Annotated in this window: 17 protein-coding genes; 9 read left to right on the top strand and 8 right to left on the bottom strand. The window is 40.7% G+C overall.

All coding sequences use genetic code 11. The features are described 5' to 3' along the window. Window positions 1-146: 146 nt before the first annotated feature. Window positions 147-722 carry a hypothetical protein gene (locus DC498_RS16380; RefSeq protein ID WP_133176874.1) on the top strand — a complete coding sequence of 192 codons (576 nt, stop codon included), beginning with the start codon at window positions 147-149 and terminating at the stop codon, window positions 720-722. A 56-nt stretch (window positions 723-778) separates the two neighbouring features. On the opposite strand, the gene DC498_RS16385 is transcribed toward DC498_RS16380, so the two are convergent. Continuing rightward, entirely contained in the window at window positions 779-1477 is a 699-nt protein-coding gene (locus DC498_RS16385; RefSeq protein WP_116875261.1) for a porin family protein, read from the bottom strand. Between the two features lie 1018 nt (window positions 1478-2495). Here DC498_RS16385 and DC498_RS16390 point away from each other — a divergent pair. From DC498_RS16390 to DC498_RS16400, 3 genes are all read left to right on the top strand, one after another. After that, window positions 2496-3029 carry a hypothetical protein gene (locus DC498_RS16390; protein WP_116875262.1) on the top strand — a complete coding sequence of 178 codons (534 nt, stop codon included), beginning with the start codon at window positions 2496-2498 and terminating at the stop codon, window positions 3027-3029. Between the two features lie 23 nt (window positions 3030-3052). Further along, window positions 3053-3595: a hypothetical protein gene (locus DC498_RS16395; RefSeq protein ID WP_133176875.1), complete on the top strand. Its 543-nt coding sequence runs from the start codon at window positions 3053-3055 to the stop codon at window positions 3593-3595. Between the two features lie 491 nt (window positions 3596-4086). Next, window positions 4087-4563, top strand: a complete 477-nt coding sequence (locus tag DC498_RS16400; RefSeq protein ID WP_116875264.1) for a YcxB family protein — start codon at window positions 4087-4089, stop codon at window positions 4561-4563. 68 nt (window positions 4564-4631) lie between these two features. Here the strand turns inward: DC498_RS16400 and DC498_RS16405 are convergent, their stop codons facing one another. The 5 genes from DC498_RS16405 to DC498_RS16425 form a co-directional block, all read right to left on the bottom strand. After that, window positions 4632-6113, bottom strand: a complete 1482-nt coding sequence (locus tag DC498_RS16405; protein ID WP_116875265.1) for an arylsulfotransferase family protein — start codon at window positions 6111-6113, stop codon at window positions 4632-4634. A 415-nt stretch (window positions 6114-6528) separates the two neighbouring features. Further along, a complete protein-coding gene (locus DC498_RS16410) occupies window positions 6529-8067 on the bottom strand; it encodes a RagB/SusD family nutrient uptake outer membrane protein (RefSeq protein ID WP_206197649.1) in 1539 nt (512 codons plus the stop codon). 35 nt (window positions 8068-8102) lie between these two features. Then, window positions 8103-11504 carry a TonB-dependent receptor gene (locus DC498_RS16415; protein ID WP_206197650.1) on the bottom strand — a complete coding sequence of 1134 codons (3402 nt, stop codon included), beginning with the start codon at window positions 11502-11504 and terminating at the stop codon, window positions 8103-8105. Window positions 11505-11613: 109 nt separating this feature from the next. Beyond that, entirely contained in the window at window positions 11614-12693 is a 1080-nt protein-coding gene (locus DC498_RS16420; protein WP_116875267.1) for a FecR family protein, read from the bottom strand. Between the two features lie 51 nt (window positions 12694-12744). Then, window positions 12745-13362 carry a sigma-70 family RNA polymerase sigma factor gene (locus DC498_RS16425; protein WP_116875268.1) on the bottom strand — a complete coding sequence of 206 codons (618 nt, stop codon included), beginning with the start codon at window positions 13360-13362 and terminating at the stop codon, window positions 12745-12747. A 185-nt stretch (window positions 13363-13547) separates the two neighbouring features. Here DC498_RS16425 and DC498_RS16430 point away from each other — a divergent pair, with 185 nt between their 5' ends. Genes DC498_RS16430 through cysQ form a run of 5 tightly spaced genes read left to right on the top strand, consistent with a single transcriptional unit; the run spans window position 13548 to window position 20175 of the window. Continuing rightward, complete coding sequence (locus DC498_RS16430; RefSeq protein ID WP_116875269.1) at window positions 13548-16538, top strand: glycoside hydrolase domain-containing protein; 2991 nt, start codon at window positions 13548-13550, stop codon at window positions 16536-16538. Continuing rightward, a complete protein-coding gene (gene cysC / locus DC498_RS16435) occupies window positions 16528-17169 on the top strand; it encodes an adenylyl-sulfate kinase (protein WP_206197651.1) in 642 nt (213 codons plus the stop codon). Before DC498_RS16430 ends, cysC begins: the two co-directional genes overlap by 11 nt. A 1-nt stretch (window position 17170) precedes the next feature. Next, entirely contained in the window at window positions 17171-18397 is a 1227-nt protein-coding gene (chrA, locus tag DC498_RS16440) for a chromate efflux transporter (protein WP_116875270.1), read from the top strand. A gap of 6 nt (window positions 18398-18403) precedes the next feature. Next, window positions 18404-19411 carry a sulfotransferase family protein gene (locus DC498_RS16445; protein ID WP_116875271.1) on the top strand — a complete coding sequence of 336 codons (1008 nt, stop codon included), beginning with the start codon at window positions 18404-18406 and terminating at the stop codon, window positions 19409-19411. Continuing rightward, complete coding sequence (cysQ, locus tag DC498_RS16450; RefSeq protein WP_116875272.1) at window positions 19408-20175, top strand: 3'(2'),5'-bisphosphate nucleotidase CysQ; 768 nt, start codon at window positions 19408-19410, stop codon at window positions 20173-20175. Before DC498_RS16445 ends, cysQ begins: the two co-directional genes overlap by 4 nt. 22 nt (window positions 20176-20197) lie before the next feature. Here cysQ and gdhA read toward each other — a convergent pair whose 3' ends face one another. Together gdhA and carB are read right to left on the bottom strand one after the other, a co-directional pair. Continuing rightward, window positions 20198-21538, bottom strand: a complete 1341-nt coding sequence (gene gdhA, locus DC498_RS16455) for an NADP-specific glutamate dehydrogenase (RefSeq protein ID WP_116875273.1) — start codon at window positions 21536-21538, stop codon at window positions 20198-20200. Window positions 21539-21723: 185 nt separating this feature from the next. Further along, on the bottom strand, window positions 21724-24588 hold the full coding sequence (gene carB, locus DC498_RS16460; RefSeq protein WP_116875274.1) for a carbamoyl-phosphate synthase large subunit: 2865 nt from the start codon (window positions 24586-24588) through the stop codon (window positions 21724-21726). Window positions 24589-24975: the final 387 nt, after the last annotated feature.

A 24975-nucleotide genomic window follows, 5' to 3' on the forward strand; every position in this document is an offset into this window, starting at 1 on the left:
CCTACATTAATCCGTCCCGATTCTTCGGGATGGATTTTTTTGTTTTGGTAATGGCAATTTCCCTTTGTTCGTTTTGACGCAGTTGAATATATGTAGGAGATAAATATAATTGCTGATATTGTTTTATTTGCAGTAAACTTTCTGAAATGTTACGATTAGCATTTATCCTATCTGTGTTTACCTCTATTACCATACTTGGCTCATGTCAGGTCAGGAAAGATAAGAGCCAAAATGCAAGATATTTGTTGTCAAGGATTGACAGTATTAATATAGACATTGATACATACGGGGACCCATTCGATAATTACAATCAGAAACTAATAAAAGAATTTACTGAAAATGATCGCATTCCTCTTCAGAAACAAAAAATTGACTCCTTCAATATATTATATAGAAACTATATGAAGGCGATCAACCGGGGACTTCATAAGCTGTATACATTTCAAGAAATTGATACAACCATAAAGGTAGTGGCTGCAAATATGACTTTTTTGCAGCATCAAAGAAAACTTTGGAATAAAATGGGTTCTGAATACTTGAAGATGTATAGCACAGGCTGGTATAATCTTAGTATTGAAGAGCAAAATGCTTTTGTTGAATTTATTAATGAACTAAAGGAAGATCAGTCTTTATCTCATCAATTAGGCGATAGTGTTAATCATATCAGCCGGGAACTCGGAAAAAAATATGGATTTGAATATGTGCCGGAACCCGGCAAATAAGTTGCCAATGGGGTTTCCAACCTTTGAAAGGTTGGAAACCCTGCTATCGTAAAGTCTTAAAATCTATACCCAATCGAAAGACCGCCCTGCACTGTTTTTAAAGAGCTTGTTTCATCGCTTACACCATCGTACGACATATCAACATCCAGCAAACCCAATTGCCCGTTGAGGTGGATATACAGGTTTTTAGAAAATTCGTAACCTATAAGAATATTAGCTCCAAAATCAAAAGGTTTGGTATAGGGTACTGTCCGGTTGTTTCCACCCCAGGAAGAGTCGGTGCTGGAAAAGTCATTTAAAAATTTCAGCTTTCCTTTAACGCTCATGCCATTAGCCTCGGCTTTCCAGCGGCCACCAAGTCCATAAGCAATATACGGGCCTGCTCCTAAAAGCATTTTACCATTTCCAACCTTTGGTTTAAAAATAAAGTTTACCGGTAATTCAATGTAATAACTGGTGAATTTAATTTTGTCAACACCATACAGATATTGAGCGCCTCCATCCTTATCTATCGTAAATCCTTTGCTGGTAAACAGTAATGCAGGCTGTAAAGAAAATTTATCTGATAGCGCCAGATCTGCAGTTCCTCCCAGGTGAAACCCCGGGCGTAATTTCACTTTAGTATAACCAGTTTCATCCTTTAATAACATTGCAGACAAATTGCCACCGGCTTTTATACCCCACTGCACCTGTGCCGAAATTTCATGAGTAATAGCAATATAGACTAATAGTAAGGCCGCAATTTTCAGTTTCATGTTTTCCAGTTTAAATTTTTATATTATGAGGGTTTAATAACGTGTTGCATTGTGTCATACATTCTTCTGTATGCCGGAATAATACTTCCTGATAACGTCAGGAGATAACGCATGAATGTAAAGAATAATTTTAGGGGAACTATATGAGATTAATCACACTATGATGAAATATGAATCAGCAATCCCCTGTTTAACTCCACTTTAACGTGTAAGGTGGCGCCAACAGCCTTCATATCCCTGATTCCAGCAGCCGTCCAATTTCTCATTAGTCCTGAAAATCATGAGGTCATGGTTTGTGTTTTATGAACTATAGGGAAGGCTATTACATTTGCTGCCGTTGTTAGTTTTGTGCATAGGCTGCTGTGCTTTCCCTGCTGTTGGGACACCACCCGCACTACCTCCCGGCATACCAATTTATCTGCCGTAGGCATGACAACGGCGCTTACTAACACCAACAATTGTAAAAACGTTCTTATGAATATTTTATAAATACCGCACGTTTATCTGATGCTGAAGTTATAATCAGGAATGCAAAAGATACAACTATTCACAATATGCCTTAAATGCAAAATCTTTATTCAGATATTTCCGACTGAATATAAAATTATTCTTCGTTGTCCTCCCTTTTCATCTATTATAATTTGCAAAATGAAAAATATGGAAATTCTGCAATCATAAAATCACGAACTAAAAAGCATTTAAAACCTATCCCCAATCGAAAGACCGCCCTGCACTGTTTTGAGAGAGCTGGTTTCATCGCTTACACCATCGTACGACATATCAATATCCGGCAAACCCAATTGCGCGTTGAAGTGGATATACAGGTTTTTAGAAAAACTGAAAAGGGAAGACGTTAACGGCAAATCTTATTTGACAGATGTAGGCAGATCCCCCTTTAAAAAAACACCTCCGCCCGGTTTAAACTGCGAAAAATAAAAAGCTCCCTACGAAAAATAAATCGCTATACATAAGGACAATGCATCAGGCTATTTTTGATTCGTAACCAAAAGCAATAAACATGAACCCTCTTTCAATTTTAAAATCCGTAATAATTTCATTGTTGCTATTCAACCTGGCTTGGGCAATTACCGCCTGTAAAAAGAACAACAGTAATAGCATTAAAAGCTACATGAGGTATAAGGTTGATGGAGAACAAAAGCAATATGATACCTGTTATGTAACCCTTATGGGACAGTTCCCAAACTCAACCCCGCCATTTTATTATTGTGCGATCGCCTGTGGCAGGTATGGCAATAGTGGCATTATTGCCACTTTGTATAATAACAATGAAATATCGGCAACACAGTATACCGAAGCCATTTTTTCCAGAACACAGATACCAACAGCTATACTGGGAGGTTACAGGGATGCCAACAATGCCCTTTATATTTCCTGGCAAAACGGGTGGCCCAATTATCCTGTTACGGTTGATATTACTGAAGTTACTGCCCGGTATGTGAAGGGGAAATTTTCAGGAACCATGCGCATCGTAGACGGAACCAACGAGATAGCCATTACAGGCGGAGAATTTTTGGCACTGACTAATAAATAGTTTACAATTAAATCATCAGATATATGAAATACATATTACCACGACTCCAATTAATACTACTGGTATTGCCTGCTTTACTATTGGCCGGCAGTTGCAATAAAGAAAAAACACAACAACCGGGAGAAGGCGAATATTTTGTAAAATTTAAGGTAAACGGTCAGCAGAAAGTATTTACTGCCGGCGCTGCCGGGCCTAAAAAACAAACTGCTACGGATGGAAAATATCTTTTTAGCGTTACCGGAAATAAAAATACTGCCGGTGGTATAAACGATCATACGATTTTGATCACCCTGCTCAATTACAACCTTATAAAAGCAGGCACTTACAGAAACAGCGGATCCTCCACAAACCTGAATGTTGGCATCATATATATTGATGAAAGCGCAACCTCCTGGTCGAGCGTTTGGGTAACACTTAACAACTGGAAGGCAGATGCTGAAGTGATCATTGACGAGTTGAATGAGGAATACGTTAAAGGAAGGTTTTCCTCATCGGTTTACCGGGGAGATCAACTGGATGCCGCTCAATCAATTACTGAGGGATCATTTTTTGTACCGGTCTATTAAAAACAATTGCTGCAGGATTCTCAGCTTTTCCAGGCCCGGAATCCTGCATTAACATCAATTTTCGCATACATTTCACCGTTAGTCCCGGGCTTATAGCCTGAAAAACAACGCGTTTCCGATAAACAGCTCAATCCGTCCGATTTTTGCAGCTCATAGCTGTAAACCGGCGCTTTAGTAGAATAAGCGCTTAAATGCTTCCATTAACAAACTATTCACGTTTTCTTTACAGCCTAAACATCGATAAATCATGAAAAGAATCATCATCGCGGTTTTGTTTATTTGTTTTCTCGCTTCCTGTGCCAAATCAGTAACACCCTACCAGGCTGCTCACGGCGGCTATAAAAAATGTAGAACCCTCAGATAAAATTCAGTGGGCTTTATGTTTTCCCGCCTTTAGATGTTTATAATTTCATCGTTTTGCGGTTATTGTATAAGTTTAAATTTCCGGCATAAGAAGCCGGGAGTTTAAACTTTTCTTTTATCTTCACCGCATGCAGTTATTGGTTTCTTATAAAAAACCCCAGGTGTTGCAGGCCTTACGCTATCATTTTATCAGGAAGAAGGAAATAAGGTTAATGATCATCCTGGTAAATGTATTTGCCCTGTTGGCAGCAGGTTTGCTGGCCTACAGGAAAGTAACACCCCTGGCTTTTCTTATCAGTTCTGTATTGTGGTTTACCATTATGCTGGCATTCTGGTGGTGGCTGCCGGCTACCATATATAAAAGGTCAGCTACATTTAAGGATAGCTTTAATGTAATGATTGAAAAAGATCATTTCTTCCTGGACAATAACCGCGGAACTGTAAAAACATGGAGCTGGCGTGAGTTCAGCGAGTTTGTAGAATCCCCTCAGTTTTTTCACCTGTATTTCGATTCCAGGAGTTTTTTTCTTTTGCCTAAAGATGTTTTTAAAAATGATGATGATATTCATGCTGCCAGAGCGCTCATGAAGGAAAAAATCGGGTAATACTGATTAATTGCTTTCCCCCGTCTTTCACCCTATGCCTTACACCTTATGCCTTTTACCTTGCTCCCTCATTCTTTCAAAAGATACCTGCTCCATACCGTGCCTGGTATATACTCCGCTCTGTACGGAACAAAATAGCAATTCAATTGCCACAGTATTTTTCCCTTTTGATCTGTTACCATAACCGCGCCGGTTTTGGAACTGCATTGCAACAGGTTCTCATTAGGCAAAACATAGGCACTACCCATACGCGAAGTATATTTTGATGGTGGAAGCATGGCGTGAATTTTTGGTGTTGCGGTCCATTTAACTGTATCAAGCTGAAAGGATACAGCGCCTGATAACTTTTTCCATAAAGAATTATCAAACACCATTAAATCGCCGTAAGGATTGATATGCACGGAATGCTGAAAAGAAAAATGATAGGCTGAATCCATTGCAAAGTTGCCATTCTTTCCCAGCTTCCACATGATCTTACCGGTTTCTTTATTTACTTTCCATATCTGGTCTTCAATAGCAACAGATACGAGGTAATTGCTGTCTTTATCAAAGTTCAGCGAATTCATGTGAAAACGGTCGTAGGCAAACGCTTTCAGAAAAGGGTCCTGCTCAGTATCCCATTCATTCCATACATCCCATTCCCATATCTTGTTTCCCTTATTGTCCATCACTAATATACCATCACCACCCAGTGTATCAATTCCGCTGCCACCGATTTTTGACATATCAAATGCTTTTTGATTACGCGTAAGCACCACAATATTGCCATTGTCAGCCATTCTTACATCATGATGTATTATTTTATGCTTGCCGCCATCAACGGTGTCCATATTAATGCGCCAAAGTACTTTACCGGTAAGATCAATTTCTGCCACAGCAGTGCCGCCGGCAAAACCCAAAGCACCGCGCCGGATAGGTTTTTCCATCTGGCGGAGACTATCGGCTTCTTCTTTTGGCGTATCATCAATCACATCCCGCATTGGGGGACGCAACATAGCGAGTATGGTGCCACGTGGTGTAAGCGTTGCCGCACGTACACCAATATCATCTATCTGCCAATACCATCTTACCGCGCCTTTGCCATCTACCATAGCTATATATCCCGGAAGCCTGGCATTGCACAACATCACCATTCCATTATCAAGTGCAGCAGCGTCATGAGGCTGATCTTCTCTTACCCACTGATGTATCAGCCACGGAGATTGCTCCCTGGTGCGGAATGTCATTTCCTTTGAAGAGATATCAAAAAGCTTATCTACAATAACCTGGAAATGATAAACCGTATTAGGCTCAAGCAATAATAATCTTATATCATGCTCCTTTGCCTTTTCAGTAAGGGGCGTTCTTAATTTTTCAGATGAGCTGTCTTTCCAGTAACGTACATATACCTTTTCTTCTTTATCCAGCACAATTTTTATTGCTTCGTTCATAGCTACATTGCCCGGCGATGACAACTCAATACTTGTAATGGAAACAGAACGGTTGATATAAAAAAGCACGATCGCTACAATTGCTATAATACCCGCTACCAGTTTTATTCTTTTTCGCATATTTCCAAATTAAGAAAAACCACCTGCCGGTTATAACAGTCAGGTGGTTTAAAATTATAATGATCTTATATTATCTCAAACATGAACTGAGGTAATTAGTGAATTTCACTATCAATATTGACCTTAAGAATACGTAGCTTCTTTAAGGTTAGGTGTTGATTGCCTCAAGCCGGCGGGCTTCGTATCCGAAACGCCACTGATTTTTGCTTTGAGGAGACCTGTCAGCTTTATATCATTGTTCATCAATCACTTTAATCAGCGATAGTACAAATCTCACGCAAAAAAAGGTGGCTTTTTCGGATACTGGTAACAGTTCGACAAATCTTTGCATTCCTGGCTATCAAAAGTTTTATATTATACCCCTTAAGCATAGAATTAACGATATTGATTCACTATTGCCCCATTGGTCCATTACCTACGGTACCCTGTTCAGATTCTCTGCTGCCATATTACTATTCAACTGTGCATCAATTAACGGGTAAGGCAGATACTTCATATTTGCAGTTACAACAGGTGACATTCCACGTGCGGTAAGATAATCATTGCAAATGGTTTCATATTTACCAAAACGGATAAGGTCTGGTCTTCTCTTATATTCAAATACCAGCTCAAAACCACGTTCATCTAAAATTTTCTGTGCCATTTCTTCTTTAGATGCAGGAGCAGGGAATGCGCCACCTGAACCATATTCAGGAGCGCCGGCACGTGCTCTTATCATATTGATATAAGGCAATGCTGCTGTTGGCCCGTTCAATTCATTTTCTATTTCCGCTTTATACAGTATCACATCTTCAATACGGAAGATAGCGATGGTGCGCCCGTCATAATAAGAATTGGAAACCATTTCGTATGAATATTTTTTGGTAGCCACATTCTTCATGAGCTTAACGGTATCAGCAGGAGGCGTGGTTTGCCCGGGTTCAGGGATCATATAATAAAACCCATGGGTTGTATTACCATCACGTGGTGAAGCACCTTCATAGTTATAATAAAAGAATTGCTTGCGTGGGTCCTGGTCGTTGTATTTGCGCCAGAACTCAAGTGATACCGCATAGTATTGCCACCTGTCTGTTACCTCTGGATGATCTGAAGGTCCGAAGTGGTTAGTGATCTCTCCGCCGTTCATACCAGCTTCATGCAGAATACAAAAGATAAATCCTTTATCAAACTTGTTACTTTCAGACCATACCTTTTTAAAATCTGAATTGAGCTGATAAACGCCTGCATCTTTCAACGTCAGCACCATGTCAACATAGGTTTTGGCGTCCTGGTAGTTGTGCGCCCTCATATATACATTGGCTAACAGCGTAGCACATGCGCCTTTTGTAGCCCTTGATAAGCCCTCACTTTCATCCCACTGCTCAGGCAGGTTATCAATACCATATTTACAATCGTCAATGATCTGCTGATCAATTTCAGCTACTGTAGCTAAAGGAGCATTTTCTGTTTGATCGGGTGGTGTCACAGTAGTATACAGCGGAGCTGGTCCCCAGGCATCAGTAATATCCCTGTATGCAAGTGCTCTTAAAAAGCGAGCTTGCGCCATTATTCTTTTTTTCTTTGTTTCATCCATTTCAACAGCATCCATTTTAGAGAGTAATAAATTGGAATTGCTGATGATATTATACATATACTGCCAGTTGTACCTGATATACCTGTTATTGGCATCATATGTAAAGTTGCTCATTTTAGTGGGGTCGCCGGCAGCGGTAGAAAAACCCATATCGGTAGAATAATCAGTAGTCATTACCAGGTAACCGGCATAATACATCCACGCGTCACCGGGGTAAGGGTTAAGATCAGCATAAATACCAACGAGTGCGGCATTGATATCGCTTTCCGTAGAGTACGCATTAGCGGTAGTAAGATCGCTGTATAGCTTGGGTTCCAGCTTCGTACAGCTTGTTACCAAAACCAGCATGCTTAAACTTATAATAGAAAAATATTTTTTCATCGAATACATTTTTAATGTAAGAGAAATTGTACAGGTTAAAAATTAATGCTCAAACCAAAGGTGTAAGAACGCATGGCCGGATATGCATTAAAATCAAGTCCAGCTCCTGCATTGGCTCCCTGTCCGCCATTGGCTGTTCCTGCGCCCGAAGTGCCGCTGGTTGTTGTTTCATACCCTTTGGTATCAACTTCAGGATCCCATCCGGAATACTTTGTGAAAGTGAGCAGATTTTCAACCATTACATAAAAGCGAACAGAGTTAAATGCCCTGGATATATTTTTAAGTGTATAACCTAATGTAATATTCCTTATCCGCATAAATGAAGCGCTCTCAATAAAATGAGAATTAATATAACCACCACTTTTCATATAATAAAAGCCATTTCTCGGAATATCTGTATTGGTATTTGCCGGCGTCCACCTGTTCAACGCATCTGTAGTACGGTTCCATTCAAGGTTCATGCGAGACATATTCAACAAATCATTACCTACAGAACCATGTAAGAAAATACTCAGATCAAAATTGTTATAGTTGAATGTGTTGGTTAAACCATAAATGAATGCAGGATTTGCAGAGCCGATGATGGTACGATCGTAAGAATCAATTTTGCCATCTGGTTTTCCTTCAGGTCCTGAAATATCTGCAAACTTAGGATCTCCTGCTACCGAACCGGGCTGTGGGGCATAGGTTTCTCCCTGCTGTATTACACCCGCATATACATAACCAAATAAAGATCCGAGCGATTCTCCTTCACGAATAACAGCAAACTGTTCTTCAGATACTGTTCCCATAGGTTTGGAAGATGTAAGGTAAATATCCTTTCCGCCTATATCAAGTACTTTATTCCTGTTGAAAGCTATATTAAACTTGGTATCCCAACTGAAGTTTTTGCTATTGATATTTTTAGATGAAATTTCAAATTCAACACCTTTGTTTTCAATAGAACCTAAATTAACCTGACCGGAGGTAAAACCAGAATACAAGGGGAAGCTTTTATTAATAAGCAGGTCGCTTGTTCTTTTATAATATGCGTCAACAGTTACCATCAGGCGCGAATCAAAAAATCCCATATCCAACCCTGCATTATACTGAGAGGTAGTTTCCCATTTAAGCGCGGAGTTTTCCGGTGAACCCTGGTTTAAGTGTGTGCCTGCAGTATTGGTGCTGCCATCTAATGTTAAATGGGTTGTTGCCATTAATGCATAAGAAGCATAGTTACCAATCTGGTCGTTACCGGTGCGGCCATAACCAAGCCGGAGTTTTAATGTGGAGAAAAGATCCAGGTTCCTTATGAAATCTTCTTTATCCATTCTCCACGCGAAAGCGCCGGATGGAAAATATCCCCACTTATGGTCGGTACCGAAGCGGGAAGAACCATCACGCCTTACCGTAGCGGTAAACAAGTATTTGTCTTTATATCCATAATTCAATCTTCCGAAAAAAGATATTAAAAGACTCTCCTGCCTGTAATAATTGGTGTTGGTTATAGTTGAAGCGGCATCTAAATTATTAAAGCTGAAAAGATCAGTGGAAAATCCTTTTACAGAAAGCGACCTGTAGCTGAAACCTGTTTTCTCATACGCGTATCCACCCAGCACACTAAATGAATGTATATCATTAAATGTTTTGGAATAGTTAAGTGTTACGTCAAACAACTGGCGGGTAGAAGCATAATCCATTGTGCTGGCAACGCCATTATCTATACCACCCTGGTAAGTACTCTTTGGTAAGTATTTGCCGGTAAAATAATGTGCTATTTCCACGCCTCCGTTTACCCGGGCTGTAAGATCCTGTATGGGTTTAATTTCGAGGTATGCATTACCGTTAAGCCTGTCCTGTACTACTTCATTTTGTCTTGCTACAAGATTTGCCAGCGGGTTATCTCCTCTTCCGCCCGGAGGTCTGCCAAAACTGCCATCGGCATTATAAGCAGGCACAGTAGGGTCATAGGTTAAGATACCAAGCAATACATTCGACTGCAGGATATTTCCCCCATAGTCCTGTATATTAGAGTTTGCTCTTTGCCCGTAAAGCGATACGCCTGATTTAATAAAACTATTGATCTTCTGGTCAACATTCACGCGACCTGAAAACCTGGAATAGTCAGTATTTTTTAACACGCCTCCCTGATCGAAATAACCGATACTGGTAAGGATCTTTGTGTTTTCATTACCGCCCTGCACCTGTAAATTATGGCTATGTACTACTCCTGTACGGGTTGTTTCTTTTATCCAGTCTGTATTTACATCAGATTCTAACTGAGATTGTGTATATGCACCATATTCCTGCCCTGCCTGCCCGTCAATTTCCTTGTAAAGCTCATTGGCAAGCGTCATGTATTGCTTACCATTAAGCATGTGAAAAGGATTATTGATTTTCTGCATGCCCACAAAGCCATTATAAGTGATCTGAGCTTTGTTTGTTTTACCACGTTTGGTAGTAATGATGATTACACCATTAGCACCACGTGCTCCGTATATAGCTGTTGCAGACGCATCTTTCAAAATATCCATTGATTCAATATCGTTGGGGTTCAGATCAACACCATTTGTAGTGGCAAAACCATCAACCACATATAATGGCTCATTGGTACTGCTGATAGAGTTTGAACCACGTACACGTACGGAAACACTTCCTCCCGGTGCTTTTGAGTTTTGTACCACCATCACACCAGCGGCCCTGCCCTGCAACGCCTGCGCGGCATTACTAACGGTACTACCGGAGGTAAGATCACTGGCTTTAAGGTTTGTAATGGCGCCGGTAAGATCACCTTTCTTCTGTGTGCCGTATCCGATCACCACAACTGCATTCAAATCCGCAGCATCTGCTTTAAGCTGTATTGATAAAGACTTTTCACTTCCGAGCTTAACAGATTGAATTTTGTATCCCACTATACTGAACTCTATTGTTTCACCCGGGTTAGCATCAATGGTAAAAAAACCATCATCGCCTGCAATAGTGCCACGGTTAGTACCTTTTACTGTTACAGAAACACCCGGAAGCGGATTTCCGTTTTCATCCGTTACGCGGCCTTTAACCGGAGCCTGTGCCTCTTCTTCAGTAACCGCGGCCATTTTCTTTTCACCTATGGATACCAGGCTGTCATTGATCATTTTGTAAGCAAGCGGCATATTCACCAGCAGATGATTAAGCACCTCTTCCAAAGGCGCCCTGCGGAACTTAGCAGCAGAAACTACTTTGTCAGCAAGCATGTCTTTGCTGTACACAAAACGGAATATTGTTTTGTTTTCAATCTGGTGAAGCACTTCCGTAAGGGGAGCATTACTTACCTCAAGGTTGATACGTTTCTGGGCAAATCCGTTGGCTGAAAGCTGTAAGCTTAAAGCAAGGAAAAATACCGTAATCCCATTCATAAGCATGAACGCCTTAAAAGCCGGGCGCCACGGACGTTTTAGACCAATAGCCTTTTTTTGCATAACTTAGTTATGTTTCGGTTAATAAATAGGAATCAGTTGTTCTTTTAGCGGGGAACCTGGTTCCTGAAAGCCAGTAAACGGGAGGATGTTTTCGGCATCCTCCTTTTAATTATTTGTATATCATGATCACATCATTTTTGCGTTCAAAGTTGAATGGTTTGGAAAAGCTCAACGCTGCCAGCACATCATCTATACCTTCGTTTCTGAAAGATGCGGTTAACTGAATTTTTTTGAGTAAAGGATCTGCTATTTCAATCTTCACTCCATACCAGCGTTCTAATTGCTTAACCAGCTCTTCAAAAGGTTCATCCACAAAAACCAGTTTATCCTGGGTCCACGAAACTTCAACAATGGCTGTGTCTTCTTTATTGATTCTTACAGGTAATAAACCCGAAGCCGGTTCATGCGCCGCCGGGGCAACCTCAGCAGGAATATTTCCAGGTGTTTTATCAGCTCTTAATAAATATTTTTCGTTAGGGCTTAATGTAACTTTCCTGTGCTCATTTTTAAGTGATAACTCAACGCTTCCGCGAATAAGCGAAGCTTCACTGGTTTCATCAGTTTCGTAGGCTTTTACATTAAAAGCTGTTCCTAATACTTTTACATCCATCCTGGATGTTTGAACAACAAAGGGCTTTGATGAATCGTGCACAACATCAAAGAATGCTTCGCCGTCAAGCTGGAGCTTACGATCCAGCTTTCCGAAACCAGCATCAACAATAAGCTTACTGCCTGCATTCAGGATAACTTTACTGCCATCCGGAAGTACAAGCGATTTCTTTTCCGCAAATTTTGTAATGTAAGAAAGGGGCGAAGCAACCGGGGCTGTGCTCTTTTGTAAGCGGTAAAAAATTGTGGTTCCTGTGATAAGCACAATACAGGCTGCAGCAGTCATCAGCGTCCACCAAATGGAACGACTTTTGTAAACTGATCCTGTTGTAGCAACGGCTTCTTCTTCAGACAAATCTATCCTTCTCCCCAATTCAGCTATCTGGTTTTTCAATGCTATATTTTGAATACCCTGGCTTGTTAATAAAACAATTGTACGTAATTCATCCAGGCGTATAGCATCTGCCGGATTATCTAGAATTATTTTATTCCATTTTCTGATGTCAGCTTCATTGTGCCCTAAACAGTAATTTATAAAACTCTCGTCTGCCAGCAATTCCTCATCATTCAGATGTAGCATGGTTGCCCTTTTTTTAATAGAGCCGGCAACCGGAATATTTCACTAGTCTTTTCAGGAAAAAATTAAAAAAAATGCAACACAGGCGGAAATAAGTGAAGCTACCACTCTTGCAGGCAGGGAAGACCTGAGCTTTTGCATGGCGGCATAAACAGTATTATACACGGTATTAACAGACAGCTTGTTAGCTTTTGCTATTTCCGCATACGACAACCCGAGAAAAAATTTTTGATACATGATCTCTCTTTGTTGCCTCGGCAAATAGTTCAGGTGCCTGTTTACAAGCATCGATAATCTTTTATTATTCTCCTTATCCAAAATATTTTCTTCGATAGAAGGTTCCGTGAAATGCCGGTGTATTTCATCTATATTTTCAATCGTCTCACCCTGTATTTTGCCCGACTGTTCTATTTTTTTCAATATGCTGCGATGAAAAAAAGTGAGGATATAATTATGCGGATGCTGAATGTGCCCAAGTGTTTTTCTCTTCTCCCACAGGTACAGGAAAACATCGTTGATGGTATCTTTTACTGTTTCTGTACCCATGCCCTTTTTTAAACCGATATAGCAGAGATATGCATAGTAGTTCTTGTATAGTTCGTAGTAAGACTCACGGCTTTCGTTTAAAACGAAATCTTTCCAGCAGTGGTTTATGCGTATATCATTTCTCATTTAAAGTGGCTTTCGGCACGCACGTCACATCATGATTAATTAACGTAAAGTTAATCAAACAAGTGATGCCTGCTACCACTTTAACGATATGCGGAAAGAAATCACACAAACGTTTGCAATGGTTTGCATCCCATTTATTACTCTATATTTATTTTTTATTTCTTACTCCGTAGAAAAGTAGACTGATGAAAAAGCTGTTGATTCTTCCTTTATTTCTTTTATTGTATTGTGTTTCGTTTTCACAGGAACTGGCTTATAAAAACGGTGCTGATGAATGGGATGCCGACTCATTAGGTAATTACAGGGTACTGGTAAATTTTGACGGAACAGGCAATATTGCCAAAGTACATATTCCATGGAGAAGGCGCGATGATAATCCATCATCAAAGAAAATAATTGTTCAGGATGCGCAAACGCAGCAAGTTATCATGAACGTCACCGCAAAAAAAATTACCGGTGCAGGCGGTGATATATATTTTGAGCCTGCATCAGGCAAAGGCACATATTATATCTACTATATGCCCTACAAAAATGAGGGAAGAACCAATTATCCCAGGGGCGTATACCTGGCTGCGGTTGAAACCGCATCTTCAGAATGGCTTAATACAATAGATTATGATGCAGTACCCAATGCTACTGCAAAAGAAATTCAGGCAATAAATGCATTCAGCAGCAATTACCCTACGGAAGTAACTGCCACAAGAGCAGAAACAGAAGCATTGCTGAAAAAAAACTCAGCCAAGCCTTTTCTTGTTTTTCCAGAGCAACGTGAATATCCCGTACGCATGAGAAACAGGTTACCTTACCGCTGGGTACAGTCAGGTCCTTCCTATGCGTTTACCGGCGATGCGGCAAGAGGTGAATATTACAGCTTTCAGCTTGCCTTGTTTGCAATACAGCAATTAAAAGATGTAAGCATTAGTTTTACAGAGTTGAGATCATCTTCGGGAAAGATCATTGCCGCAAAAAATATCTCCTGCTTAAATAATACAGGTGTTAAATACGATGCTACAGCTTTTTCGCAAAACGTACATGTGCCTTCTGGAGAAGTACAGTCATTATGGTGTTTGTTGCAGATACCTGAAACTACCGCTAAGGGCAATTATAAAGGCAGGGCAATTATACATTCCAACGGAAATGCTGATGTTCAGGTGCAGATCAGCATTAATGTATCCGATCAGTTATTAACAGATGGCGGCATAAGCGAGCCGTGGAAGCAAACCCGCCTGCATTGGCTTAATTCTACTTTGGCGCAGGAAAACAAAGTGATAGCTCCTTATACTCCGCCGAAGATTGATAAAAAAAGCATTTCATTGCTGGGCAGAAAAATATTTATTGGCGACAATGGATTCCCGTTGCAGATATTATCGTATTTCTCCAGGGAGATGACAGATATTGTTACAAAACCTTCACCTGTATTTTCCGGTCATGTGCAGTTGAATGTTACCAGGCAGGGAACAACCAATCCGATGGCATGGAAAGAAAAGGGGCTGGAGTTTGTTAAAAAGGAGCCAGGCACAGTGAGCTGGAAAGCGGAAAGCTATAATAATGATTTAAAAAGAGAGGTAAGCGCAACACTGGAGTTTGACGGTTTTGCCATGTATACCGTAAAGATCATTGCATTGAATAATGTTAATATAAAAGATATCGCGCTGGTATTGCCTTTTACCAGAGACGCTTCAAAATACATGATGGGGCTTGGACAAAAAGGCGGCTACCGCCCGGCATCATTTGACTGGAAATGGGATGTAGCTACAAAAAACCAGGATGGCGCATGGATAGGTAATGTTAACCTGGGATTGCAATACAGTTTGAGAGATGAAAAATACAGCCGCCCGTTAAATACCAATTTTTATTTACAGAAACCTTTACTCTTACCTGCTTCATGGGGCAACAATAATAAAGGCGGCATTACCATAACTGAAGAAAATAACCGGGTAAACGTTACCAATTATTCAGGTGAACGTTTTATGAAGAAAGGTGATACCCTTTACTATAATTTTACTTTATTAATAACACCGTTTCATCCTGTTAATACCGACTTTCAATGGGAAACAAGATTTTATCATAAATACTCGCCGGTTAATGAAGTAAAGGCGGTAGGTTCTACTGTAATCAATATTCATCATGCCACTGATATCAACCCCTGGATTAATTATCCTTTTATCGAGTGGCAAAAGATGAAGCGCTATATTGATTCTGCACATACACTTGGGTTGAAAGTGAAAATTTATAATACGGTTAGAGAGGTATCGAACAGGGCTTATGAAACATTCCCGATGCGTAGTCTTGGCCACGAAATCTATTCACCGGGTAAAGGAGGTGGTTATAGCTGGCTGCAGGAACATTTGGGCGATGATTATATTGCCGCATGGTTTGTGCCTTCTATTAAAGATGCCGCCATCATTAACAGCGGTATGAGTCGCTGGCATAATTACTATGTAGAAGGCATGAACTGGCTGGTAAATAATGTAGGAATTGATGGTATCTATTTAGATGATGTGGCTTTTGATCGCATTACCATGAAGCGCATCAAACGGGTATTAACGCAAAACGGGCATCCCGGCATTATTGATCTGCATTCTGCCAACCAGTATAATAAGAATGATGGTTTTAATAACAGTGCCAATTTGTACATGGAACATTTTCCTTACCTCAACAGGTTGTGGTTTGGAGAATATTTTGATTATGAAAAAAACAATGCTGACTTTTTTCTTACAGAAGTAAGCGGTATTCCATTTGGCTTAATGGGAGAAATGCTTGAAAAAGGCGGTAACCCCTGGCGTGGAATGATATATGGCATGACAAACCGTATGCCTTATGATGGTAATGACCCTGGTAATATCTGGAAAGTGTGGGATGATTTTGGAATGAAAGGATCAAAAATGATCGGGTACTGGAGTGATAACTGCCCTGTTAGTACCAGCAATAAAAATGTGCTGGCAACGGTATATAAAAAGAATAAATCAGCACTGGTTTCTATTGCAAGCTGGGATAGTACAGATACAAACATTACATTAAATATTGACTGGAAGAAATTAGGTATTGACGCGTCAAATGCAGTGATAACTGCCCCTGCTGTAAAAAACTTCCAGGACGCAAAAACATTTAATGTAAACGACAGCATACCTGTTGAAACAGGAAAAGGCCGGTTGTTAATTATACATGAAAAATAATAGAATGATGTTGTCAGCGTACAGGGATATTGATGGAATACTTGCACTGGCAGGTGAAAGCGTGAAGAGCGATTTGTTACAGCAGCATGGCATCGCCATCTGGCTCACCGGCTTATCAGGTTCAGGCAAAACCACCATTGCCGGGTTGCTGGAACAGCAATTAAGAGCAGAAAATTATTTTGCCTTAACATTAGATGGCGATGCATTAAGAAATACGCTTAATAAAGATCTTTCTTTTACCACAAAAGACCGTGCAGAAAATATACGCCGTGCGGCAGAGATGGCTAAATTACTGGTGCAGAAAAATGTAATTACCATTTGCTCATTCATTACACCATTACAGCAGCACAGGGATATTGCACATTCCATATTGGGCGACAGCTACTTTGAAGTATATGTTGAATGCCCGCTGTCAATATGTGAAGAACGTGATGTAAAAGGATTGTATAAGAAAGCCCGTAATAATGAAATAAAAGATTTTACCGGGATTGGTTCTGCATTTGAAGCGCCTTTGCATCCCTGGAGCATATTAAATACTTCGGATCAATTGCCTGAAGAAAGTGCACTAATATTATTTACACAAATCTTCCCGCATATTCAACCTGCTTCGCAACAGGATATCTTTGCATAATATGAGCAATGAAACGGTGCAATCTCCGGCTGTTAGTCTCCGCTACCTGTTTTTTACTTTTCTGAAAATAGGCACGGTGTCTTTTGGCGGGCACATGGGCTTGGTGGCTGTTGTAAAAAATATAATGGTTGATAAAGACAAAACACTTAAACACGAAACTATATTAGATGCAGTAGGCATTGGTAGTTTGCTGCCCGGGCCGCTTGCTGTAAATGTTGTAGCGTATATAGGTTACGCTATGCGCAAAACCGCAGGAGCCATCATAAGTATGACAGGTGTGATCCTGCCCGCATGTGTAGCCATGCTCATACTTTCCTGGGCATATTTTAAATATGGCTATCAGCAGCAGTTTAAGGAGATCATGTATTATGTTACCGGAGCGGTTAGCGCTGTTATATTATCTACCGGGTTGCAATTATATGTAAAGGAATTAAAAGGCAACAGCATAAGAACCATTATTTGTGTGGCAGGCATTGCCGGAGTTCTTCTCACCAATAGTTATGTTTTAACAATAGGCTTTATTGTGGCAGGAGGTATATTGGGCAGTACATTAAAGTTACATACCGGGAAGTTACCTGTGAGCAACAATAATGAGCATAAGAGATTCAGTCGCCGCCCCGGTATTTTTTCTATCATTATACTGGCAGGATTATTATGCCTTGTGGTATTGTTTGTTACTAACGCCCAGCAGTACACGAACAATATACTGCTCAAATTGATCATACTGTTTTCCGGTATCAGCCTCACGCTGTTTGGCGGCGGATATGTTATGATCCCTATTATGCAGGCGTTGTTTGTTACCAATATGGGCTGGCTCACACAACAGGAGTTTTTAGATGCTATTGCATTAAGCCAGTCTACACCAGGACCAATTTTAGTGAGTGCCACTTTCATTGGCTATAAAATGGATGGTTTTACAGGAGCTGTAATTGCCACCATTGCCATTTTTGCTCCTTCTGCTGTACTGAAAGTGATGGTTGCAAAAGCATACCTGCAGGTAAAAGATCATACGCTGGCAAAAAATATTTTGTCTGGCGTAAAAGCGGTTGTAATAGGGTTGATCATTGGTGCAGCCATAAAGATAGGCGCGCAGCTTACCTGGAATATACCATTGGCTTTAATTACTGCCTGCGCTTTTATATGTTCATTCCGGTACAAGGTTAGTCCTGTATATATAATCCTTTCTTCTGCTTTATGCGGATGCATCATCTGGTATTTTTCAAAATAGCAAACTATGTTTTTACCCGGCATACAATTTATAGGCACCCAGCGATCAGGTTCTAATCTTTTACGTGTAATGCTCGAGCAGCATCCGGCAATCGCGGCGCCGCATCCTCCGCACCTGCTGCATATTTTTATGCCGTTACTACCATTATATGAGTCGATAAATGAAAACAATTATAAATTGTTGCTGAGTGATATGGTGGACTATGTAAATGCCAATCCTGTGCCGTGGGAAGGTGTGCAGTTTGATAAAGCTGATATGTTTGCACAATCAACCCGGTATCATATTTTCGAAGCATTCCGGTTGATATATGAAGCTGTTGCCAAAAATAAAAACGCGCAATACTGGTGTTGCAAAAGCATGCAGAATCTATACTATTCCCGGGAAATGGAGCAATATGGGCTGGATCTTAAATATATTTTTTTGTACAGGGATGGCAGGGATGTGGCGCTCTCTTTTAAGAAAGCCATAGTAGGCGATAAGCACGTATATCATCTTGCCAAACAATGGAAAGAAGAACAGGATATTTGTATTGATTTATTTAAGCAGTATGGTGGTGAAAAAGTTTTTTTATTGAATTATGAAAAACTGGTGGCTGAACCTGAAAGCATGGTTGAATCGCTTTGCCATTTTTTGAATATTGACTACATGGCGGAAATGATGCGGTTTTATGAATCCGGTTCTTCGAGATCTGCTGCTTCTGCCGGTGATATGTGGAAGAATCTTGAAAAACCCGTAATGCAAAACAATACCAATAAATACCTGAAGGAGCTAAGCGCCGAAGAAATTGAAATTTACGAATTGGTTGCAGGCAATACCCTGCAGGCATTGGGATATTGTTTAAGCAGCAAACTTCAACACCCTGAATGGTTAAGCGCTGATGCTATATTGCGTTATGATGAAGAGAACAAAGAAAGAAAAAAACAGTTTATGGCAACAGCGCCGAAAAATGATATTGAAAAAAGGCAGCCGCAACTGGATATCCTTCAACATATAAAGAAAAGAAAGCCGCAATGATTATAGATACTGAACTGATCAATAAAATATTACCCGTTGCTGAAAAAGCCGGCAAAGCTATTCTTGATATTTATTATTCAGGAGACAAAATTCATGTTTCGGTAAAAGCAGATCATACGCCGCTCACCATAGCTGATAAAGCATCAAACAGTATTATTACAAATGGATTGCTGGAATTATTTCCCGGCATTCCCATACTTTCTGAAGAAGGCGTTGCTGTTCCTTATGAAACAAGAAAAGAATGGGACTATTATTGGTGTGTAGACCCGCTTGACGGAACCAAAGAATTTATTTACCGGAGAGATGATTTTACGGTAAACATTGCATTGATGCATAACAACCATCCTGTGCTGGGCATTATTTACGCACCGGTTTACCATGCATTGTATTATGGTTCAGGCGCAACAGGAAGCTGGCTGAAAAAAAATGATCTGCCTCCGGAACAATTGTTTGCCGATAAAGCAGCAAAAGAATGGACAGCCATCGGAAGCCGGTCGCATGCCAGTGAAGAAGAACAGGCGGTATTGGCAATGTATCCTGTAACAAAAACGATTGCCGCAGGCAGTTCGCTCAAATTCTGCAGAATAGCAGAAGGCTCAGCGCATATATATTACCGCTATGGCCCAACCATGGAGTGGGATACTGCCGCCGGCCAGGCAATAGCAGAAAGCAGCGGCGCCGTAATGACAGCAGGTGACGGAACGCCGTTTTTATACAATAAGCCTTTGTTGCTGAATAGCGGGTTTATTTGCAAGGTGCTGTAAACATTATACAACAATAGCAGTATTATACCACACCCTGTGCCAGCATAGAGTCTGCAATTTTTACAAAGCCGCCTATGTTAGCGCCCTTCTCATAATTTACATATCCGTCCTTTTCCTTTCCGTGTTTGAGGCATATCTTATGGATATCCCTCATAATACCCCTCAATTTATTGTCAACCTCTTCTCTTGTCCACGCATATCGCTGTGAATTCTGTGACATTTCTAAACCAGATACCGCTACTCCGCCGGCATTGGCTGCTTTACCAGGCGCATAAAAGATTTTTGCTTTATGAAAAACAGATACGGCTTCCGGGGTACAGGGCATATTGGCGCCTTCCGCAACACAAATACATCCGTTTTTTACCAACTGCATAGCATCATCTCCATTCAATTCATTTTGGGTTGCGTTGGGCAGCGCGATGTCGCATTTTATTTTCCACGGGCGTTCTCCCGGATAAAAATCACAATTATATTTTTTTGCATATTCTTTTATCCTGCCTCTTTCCGTATCCTTCAGATGTTTGATATATGCCAGCTTATGCTCATCAATACCATCTGCGTCATGTATAAACCCTTCTGAATCGGACATGGTAACCACTACCGCTCCTTTTTCAATACATTTTTCAACTGCAAACTGCGCTACATTTCCAGAGCCTGATATAGCTATTTTTTTACCAACCAGCGAGTCGCCTGTTAATTTCAAAATCTCTTCTACAAAATATACAAGCCCGTATCCTGTAGCTTCCGGCCTGATAAGGCTTCCGCCCCACTCATACCCCTTGCCGGTTAAAACGCCGCTAAACTCGCCACGTATGCGTTTATATTGACCAAACAAATACCCGATTTCTCTTTTTCCTACACCAATATCGCCGGCAGGAATATCAATATCTGCGCCAACATGCCTGTATAATTCCGTCATAAAGCTCTGGCAAAACTTCATCACCTCATTATCTGATTTTCCTTTGGGATCAAAATCAGAACCACCTTTACCGCCACCCATGGGTAATCCGGTAAGACTATTTTTAAACACCTGCTCAAAAGCGAGAAACTTTAATACACTAAGATTGACAGAAGGATGGAACCGAAGCCCACCTTTGTATGGGCCTATACTGCTGTTCATCTGCACACGAAAGCCTCTGTTTACTTCAACTTCTCCCTTGTCATTCAACCAGGGTACCCTGAAAATGATCACTCTTTCAGGCTCAACGATCCGTTCTAAAATCCTGGCATTTTTATATTGGGGAACTTCGTGTATATAGGGCAGAATTGATTCGGCAACCTCTGTTACGGCTTGTAAAAATTCATTTTCACCGGCATTTCTACACTTCACCTTTTCGATGAACTGGCTTATAATTTCTTGCATAAGGGACCAAGCAAATATTTTTGGGCAATACAGAAGAAATTCAACTCCTGTAATAAAGCATTAAATATAATTAAAGAACCTTGCGAATGTATTCAAAGTATTGCAGAAATAGTGTCAAATCATTAAAAAAATAAAACCTCACAGCAGTTGATATCTGTGAGGTTGTTGAAATTAGTTACAAATCATTACTTACTCAGGTGCATACTTCTTTCTTTATACAAAGTTCTGAAGTATGGATCACGAAGATCTTTTATAAAGCGTATAGCTTCTCCTGTTGATTTCATTTCGGGGCCTAATTCTTTGTTTACCCCCGGGAATTTATCAAAGCTGAAAACAGGTTCTTTAATCGCAAAGCCTTTCAGATTTTTCTTGAAAGAGAGATCCTTCAGCTTCACTTCACCCAGCATTACTTTGGTAGCAATATTAAGATAAGGTATCTGGTATGCTTTGGCGATGAACGGTGTTGTACGTGATGCACGCGGGTTTGCTTCAATTACGTATACAGTACCGTCTTTAATGGCAAACTGTATATTGATCAGTCCGCGTATATCCAGTGCCCTTGCAATTTTTTCTGAATAAAACTCCATGGTGGTTACTTCCATAGGACTGAGGTTAAAGGCTGGCAATACCGCATTACTATCGCCACTATGTATACCTGCAGGTTCAATATGCTCCATCACGCCCATTACATGAAAGGTCTCTCCGTCATATATCGCATCAACTTCCGCTTCCTGGCAACGATCAAGAAAATGATCTATCAAAATTTTATTACCGGGCAGGTGTTTCAGCAAACTTAATACCCCTTTTTCCAGTTCTTCATCATTCAATACAATCCGCATTCTTTGTCCGCCCAATACATAGCTGGGGCGAACCAGTACAGGGTAACCCACTTCCTTCGCTACTTCAATAGCTTCGTCTGTATTATATGCTGTTCCGTATTTAGGATAAGGAATATTAAGATCCCTCAGCAGATCACTGAATCTTCCCCTGTCTTCCGCAATATCCATGCTATCAAAAGAAGTTCCGATAATGGGAATACCTTTTTCGTGAAGACGTTTGGCAAGCTTCAAAGCGGTTTGTCCACCAAGCTGCACAATTACGCCAACCGGTTTTTCGTACACTACAATTTCCCATAAATGTTCCCAGAACACGGGTTCGAAATACAGTTTATCAGCAATATCAAAATCTGTTGAAACGGTTTCAGGGTTGCAGTTTACCATTATAGATTCGTATCCTGCTTCTTTTATCGCCATCAAACCATGCACACAGCAATAATCAAACTCAATACCCTGGCCAATACGGTTGGGACCTGAGCCGAGCACTATAATCGATCCCTTGCTTTTTGCTTTTTTATTAAACTGGCTTTCGTTGTGTATTACGCCATTACCCTTTGATGCAACAGAGGGTGCCTCAAAGCTGGAATAGAAATAAGGTGTTTTTGCTTCGAACTCCGCCGCACAGGTATCCACCATTTTATATACACGCGTCAATCCCATCTTTTTTCTACGCTCATAAATTTCTTCATCTGTGGTGCCATCCTTAATAATCCGGCAGATCTGCTCATCGCTGAATCCGTTATGTTTTGCTTCAATCAGCAACTCATCCGGCAAGGTATCTCCGTTATATTTAGCGATCTTGTTTTCAATATTCACAATTTCCTGTATCTGGTAAATAAACCAGCGGTCAATGCGTGTTGCTTCACAAATAGATTTTACACTCACACCCATCATCAACGCATCCTTTATGCGGAACAACCTGTCCCATTTCGGCGTTTTAAGATATTCTACAATTTCATCTGAATGCATCAGGCTCTTGCCATAGTATCCCAGGCCTACCGCTTCGTTTTCCAAACTCTGACAGGCCTTTTGTATAGCTTCCGTAAAATTGCGCCCGATAGACATTACTTCGCCTACAGATTTCATCTGCAATCCTAAAGTATCATTGGCACCTTTGAATTTGTCGAAATTCCAGCGGGGAACTTTTACAATCACATAATCAAGGGTAGGTTCAAAATATGCAGAGGTTGATTGGGTGATCTGGTTCTTTAATTCATCAAGATTATAACCAATAGCCAGCTTAGCCGCTATTTTAGCGATGGGATAGCCGGTAGCTTTAGAAGCTAATGCTGAAGAACGGCTTACACGCGGGTTAATTTCAATCGCAATGATCTCCTCTGTTTGAGGGTTAAGTGCAAATTGCACATTACAACCGCCGGCAAAATTGCCCAGGTCGCGCATCATACGTATGGCTGTGTTGCGCATCAATTGAAAAGCGGTATCGCTCAGTGTCATTGCAGGCGCTACGGTTATAGAATCGCCTGTATGCACACCCATAGGGTCAAAGTTCTCAACGGTACAAATAATAGCTACATTATTAGCGCTGTCTCGCAGTAATTCCAGCTCAAATTCTTTCCAGCCCAATACTGCTTTCTCTACCAACACTTCATGTATAGGCGAAGCAGATAAACCGCGGTTTAATGCTTCATCCAAAAATTCTTTACTGTGTACAAAGCCGCCGCCTGTTCCACCAAGCGTGTATGAAGGACGGATAACCAGCGGAAACCCGATTTCCTGTGCAAATTCTTTTCCTTCCAAAAATGAGTTGGCTGTTTTTGCAGGAGCCACAGATATACCAAGCTCAATCATCCACTGGCGGAATTTCTCCCTGTCCTCAGCTTTATCAATAGCTTTTATATCCACGCCAATCAATCGTACATTATATTTTTCCCAAACACCCAGCTCCTGCGCTTCTTTCGCAAGGTTTAGTGCCGTTTGTCCACCCATTGTTGGAAGCACGGCATCTATCTGGTTTTCCTCCAGTATCTGTTCAATACTTTCTACCGTTAACGGCAAAAGGTATACACGGTCTGCCATCATCGGGTCGGTCATAATAGTGGCAGGATTACTGTTGATAAGGATCACCTTCACGCCTTCTTCTCTCAGGCTTCGCGAAGCCTGCGTTCCGGAATAATCAAATTCACAAGCTTGTCCTATAACGATGGGGCCTGAACCAATGATCAGGACTGTTTTAATGGAGTTGTCTTTAGGCATTTCTTAATAAAGATTTGAAAGAATGTGAGGCGTTTTCCGTTGACTACCAATGTGTTAGTTTAAGCCGGCACGGAAAAAACCGGGCAAAGGTAAGATATGCAGTGATAAATCCGAAAGGAACGGGGTTAATTTTCGGGAAGAAGGGTTTAACTATCAGGTATGAGCCGTGAGCTATGGTCTATAAGGCCCGGCTTTCAGGCGTCAGTCATTATCCGTAGTTCATCATTGGTCGGCAGGTAAAATGTGTTGACAGTCCAAGGCAGTGTCATGTCCTGAAAAAAGTAGACACTATTACTACTATTACCCTTTTTCTTTTTTTTGTTACTTTTTTTCTTTTTACAATCCACATTTTAATTGTGGATTATTATAAACTTATTTGATTTACAG

Source organism: Terrimonas sp. (assembly GCF_003075435.1).
In the GTDB taxonomy this organism is placed as follows: Bacteria; Bacteroidota; Bacteroidia; order Chitinophagales; family Chitinophagaceae; genus Agriterribacter.

Coding starts and splice junctions, on each gene's coding strand:
- gdhA (WP_116875273.1), bottom strand. CDS start 21,538: ATGCAAGAAATTATAAGCCAGTTCATCGAAAAGGTGAAGTGTAGAAAT.
- DC498_RS16420 (WP_116875267.1), bottom strand. CDS start 12,693: ATGCTACATCTGAATGATGAGGAATTGCTGGCAGACGAGAGTTTTATA.
- DC498_RS16400 (WP_116875264.1), top strand. CDS start 4,087: ATGCAGTTATTGGTTTCTTATAAAAAACCCCAGGTGTTGCAGGCCTTA.
- DC498_RS16415 (WP_206197650.1), bottom strand. CDS start 11,504: ATGCAAAAAAAGGCTATTGGTCTAAAACGTCCGTGGCGCCCGGCTTTT.
- DC498_RS16445 (WP_116875271.1), top strand. CDS start 18,404: ATGTTTTTACCCGGCATACAATTTATAGGCACCCAGCGATCAGGTTCT.
- DC498_RS16405 (WP_116875265.1), bottom strand. CDS start 6,113: ATGCGAAAAAGAATAAAACTGGTAGCGGGTATTATAGCAATTGTAGCG.
- DC498_RS16410 (WP_206197649.1), bottom strand. CDS start 8,067: ATGAAAAAATATTTTTCTATTATAAGTTTAAGCATGCTGGTTTTGGTA.
- DC498_RS16395 (WP_133176875.1), top strand. CDS start 3,053: ATGAAATACATATTACCACGACTCCAATTAATACTACTGGTATTGCCT.
- DC498_RS16385 (WP_116875261.1), bottom strand. CDS start 1,477: ATGAAACTGAAAATTGCGGCCTTACTATTAGTCTATATTGCTATTACT.
- DC498_RS16430 (WP_116875269.1), top strand. CDS start 13,548: ATGAAAAAGCTGTTGATTCTTCCTTTATTTCTTTTATTGTATTGTGTT.
- DC498_RS16380 (WP_133176874.1), top strand. CDS start 147: ATGTTACGATTAGCATTTATCCTATCTGTGTTTACCTCTATTACCATA.
- cysC (WP_206197651.1), top strand. CDS start 16,528: ATGAAAAATAATAGAATGATGTTGTCAGCGTACAGGGATATTGATGGA.
- carB (WP_116875274.1), bottom strand. CDS start 24,588: ATGCCTAAAGACAACTCCATTAAAACAGTCCTGATCATTGGTTCAGGC.
- DC498_RS16390 (WP_116875262.1), top strand. CDS start 2,496: ATGAACCCTCTTTCAATTTTAAAATCCGTAATAATTTCATTGTTGCTA.
- cysQ (WP_116875272.1), top strand. CDS start 19,408: ATGATTATAGATACTGAACTGATCAATAAAATATTACCCGTTGCTGAA.
- chrA (WP_116875270.1), top strand. CDS start 17,171: ATGAGCAATGAAACGGTGCAATCTCCGGCTGTTAGTCTCCGCTACCTG.
- DC498_RS16425 (WP_116875268.1), bottom strand. CDS start 13,362: ATGAGAAATGATATACGCATAAACCACTGCTGGAAAGATTTCGTTTTA.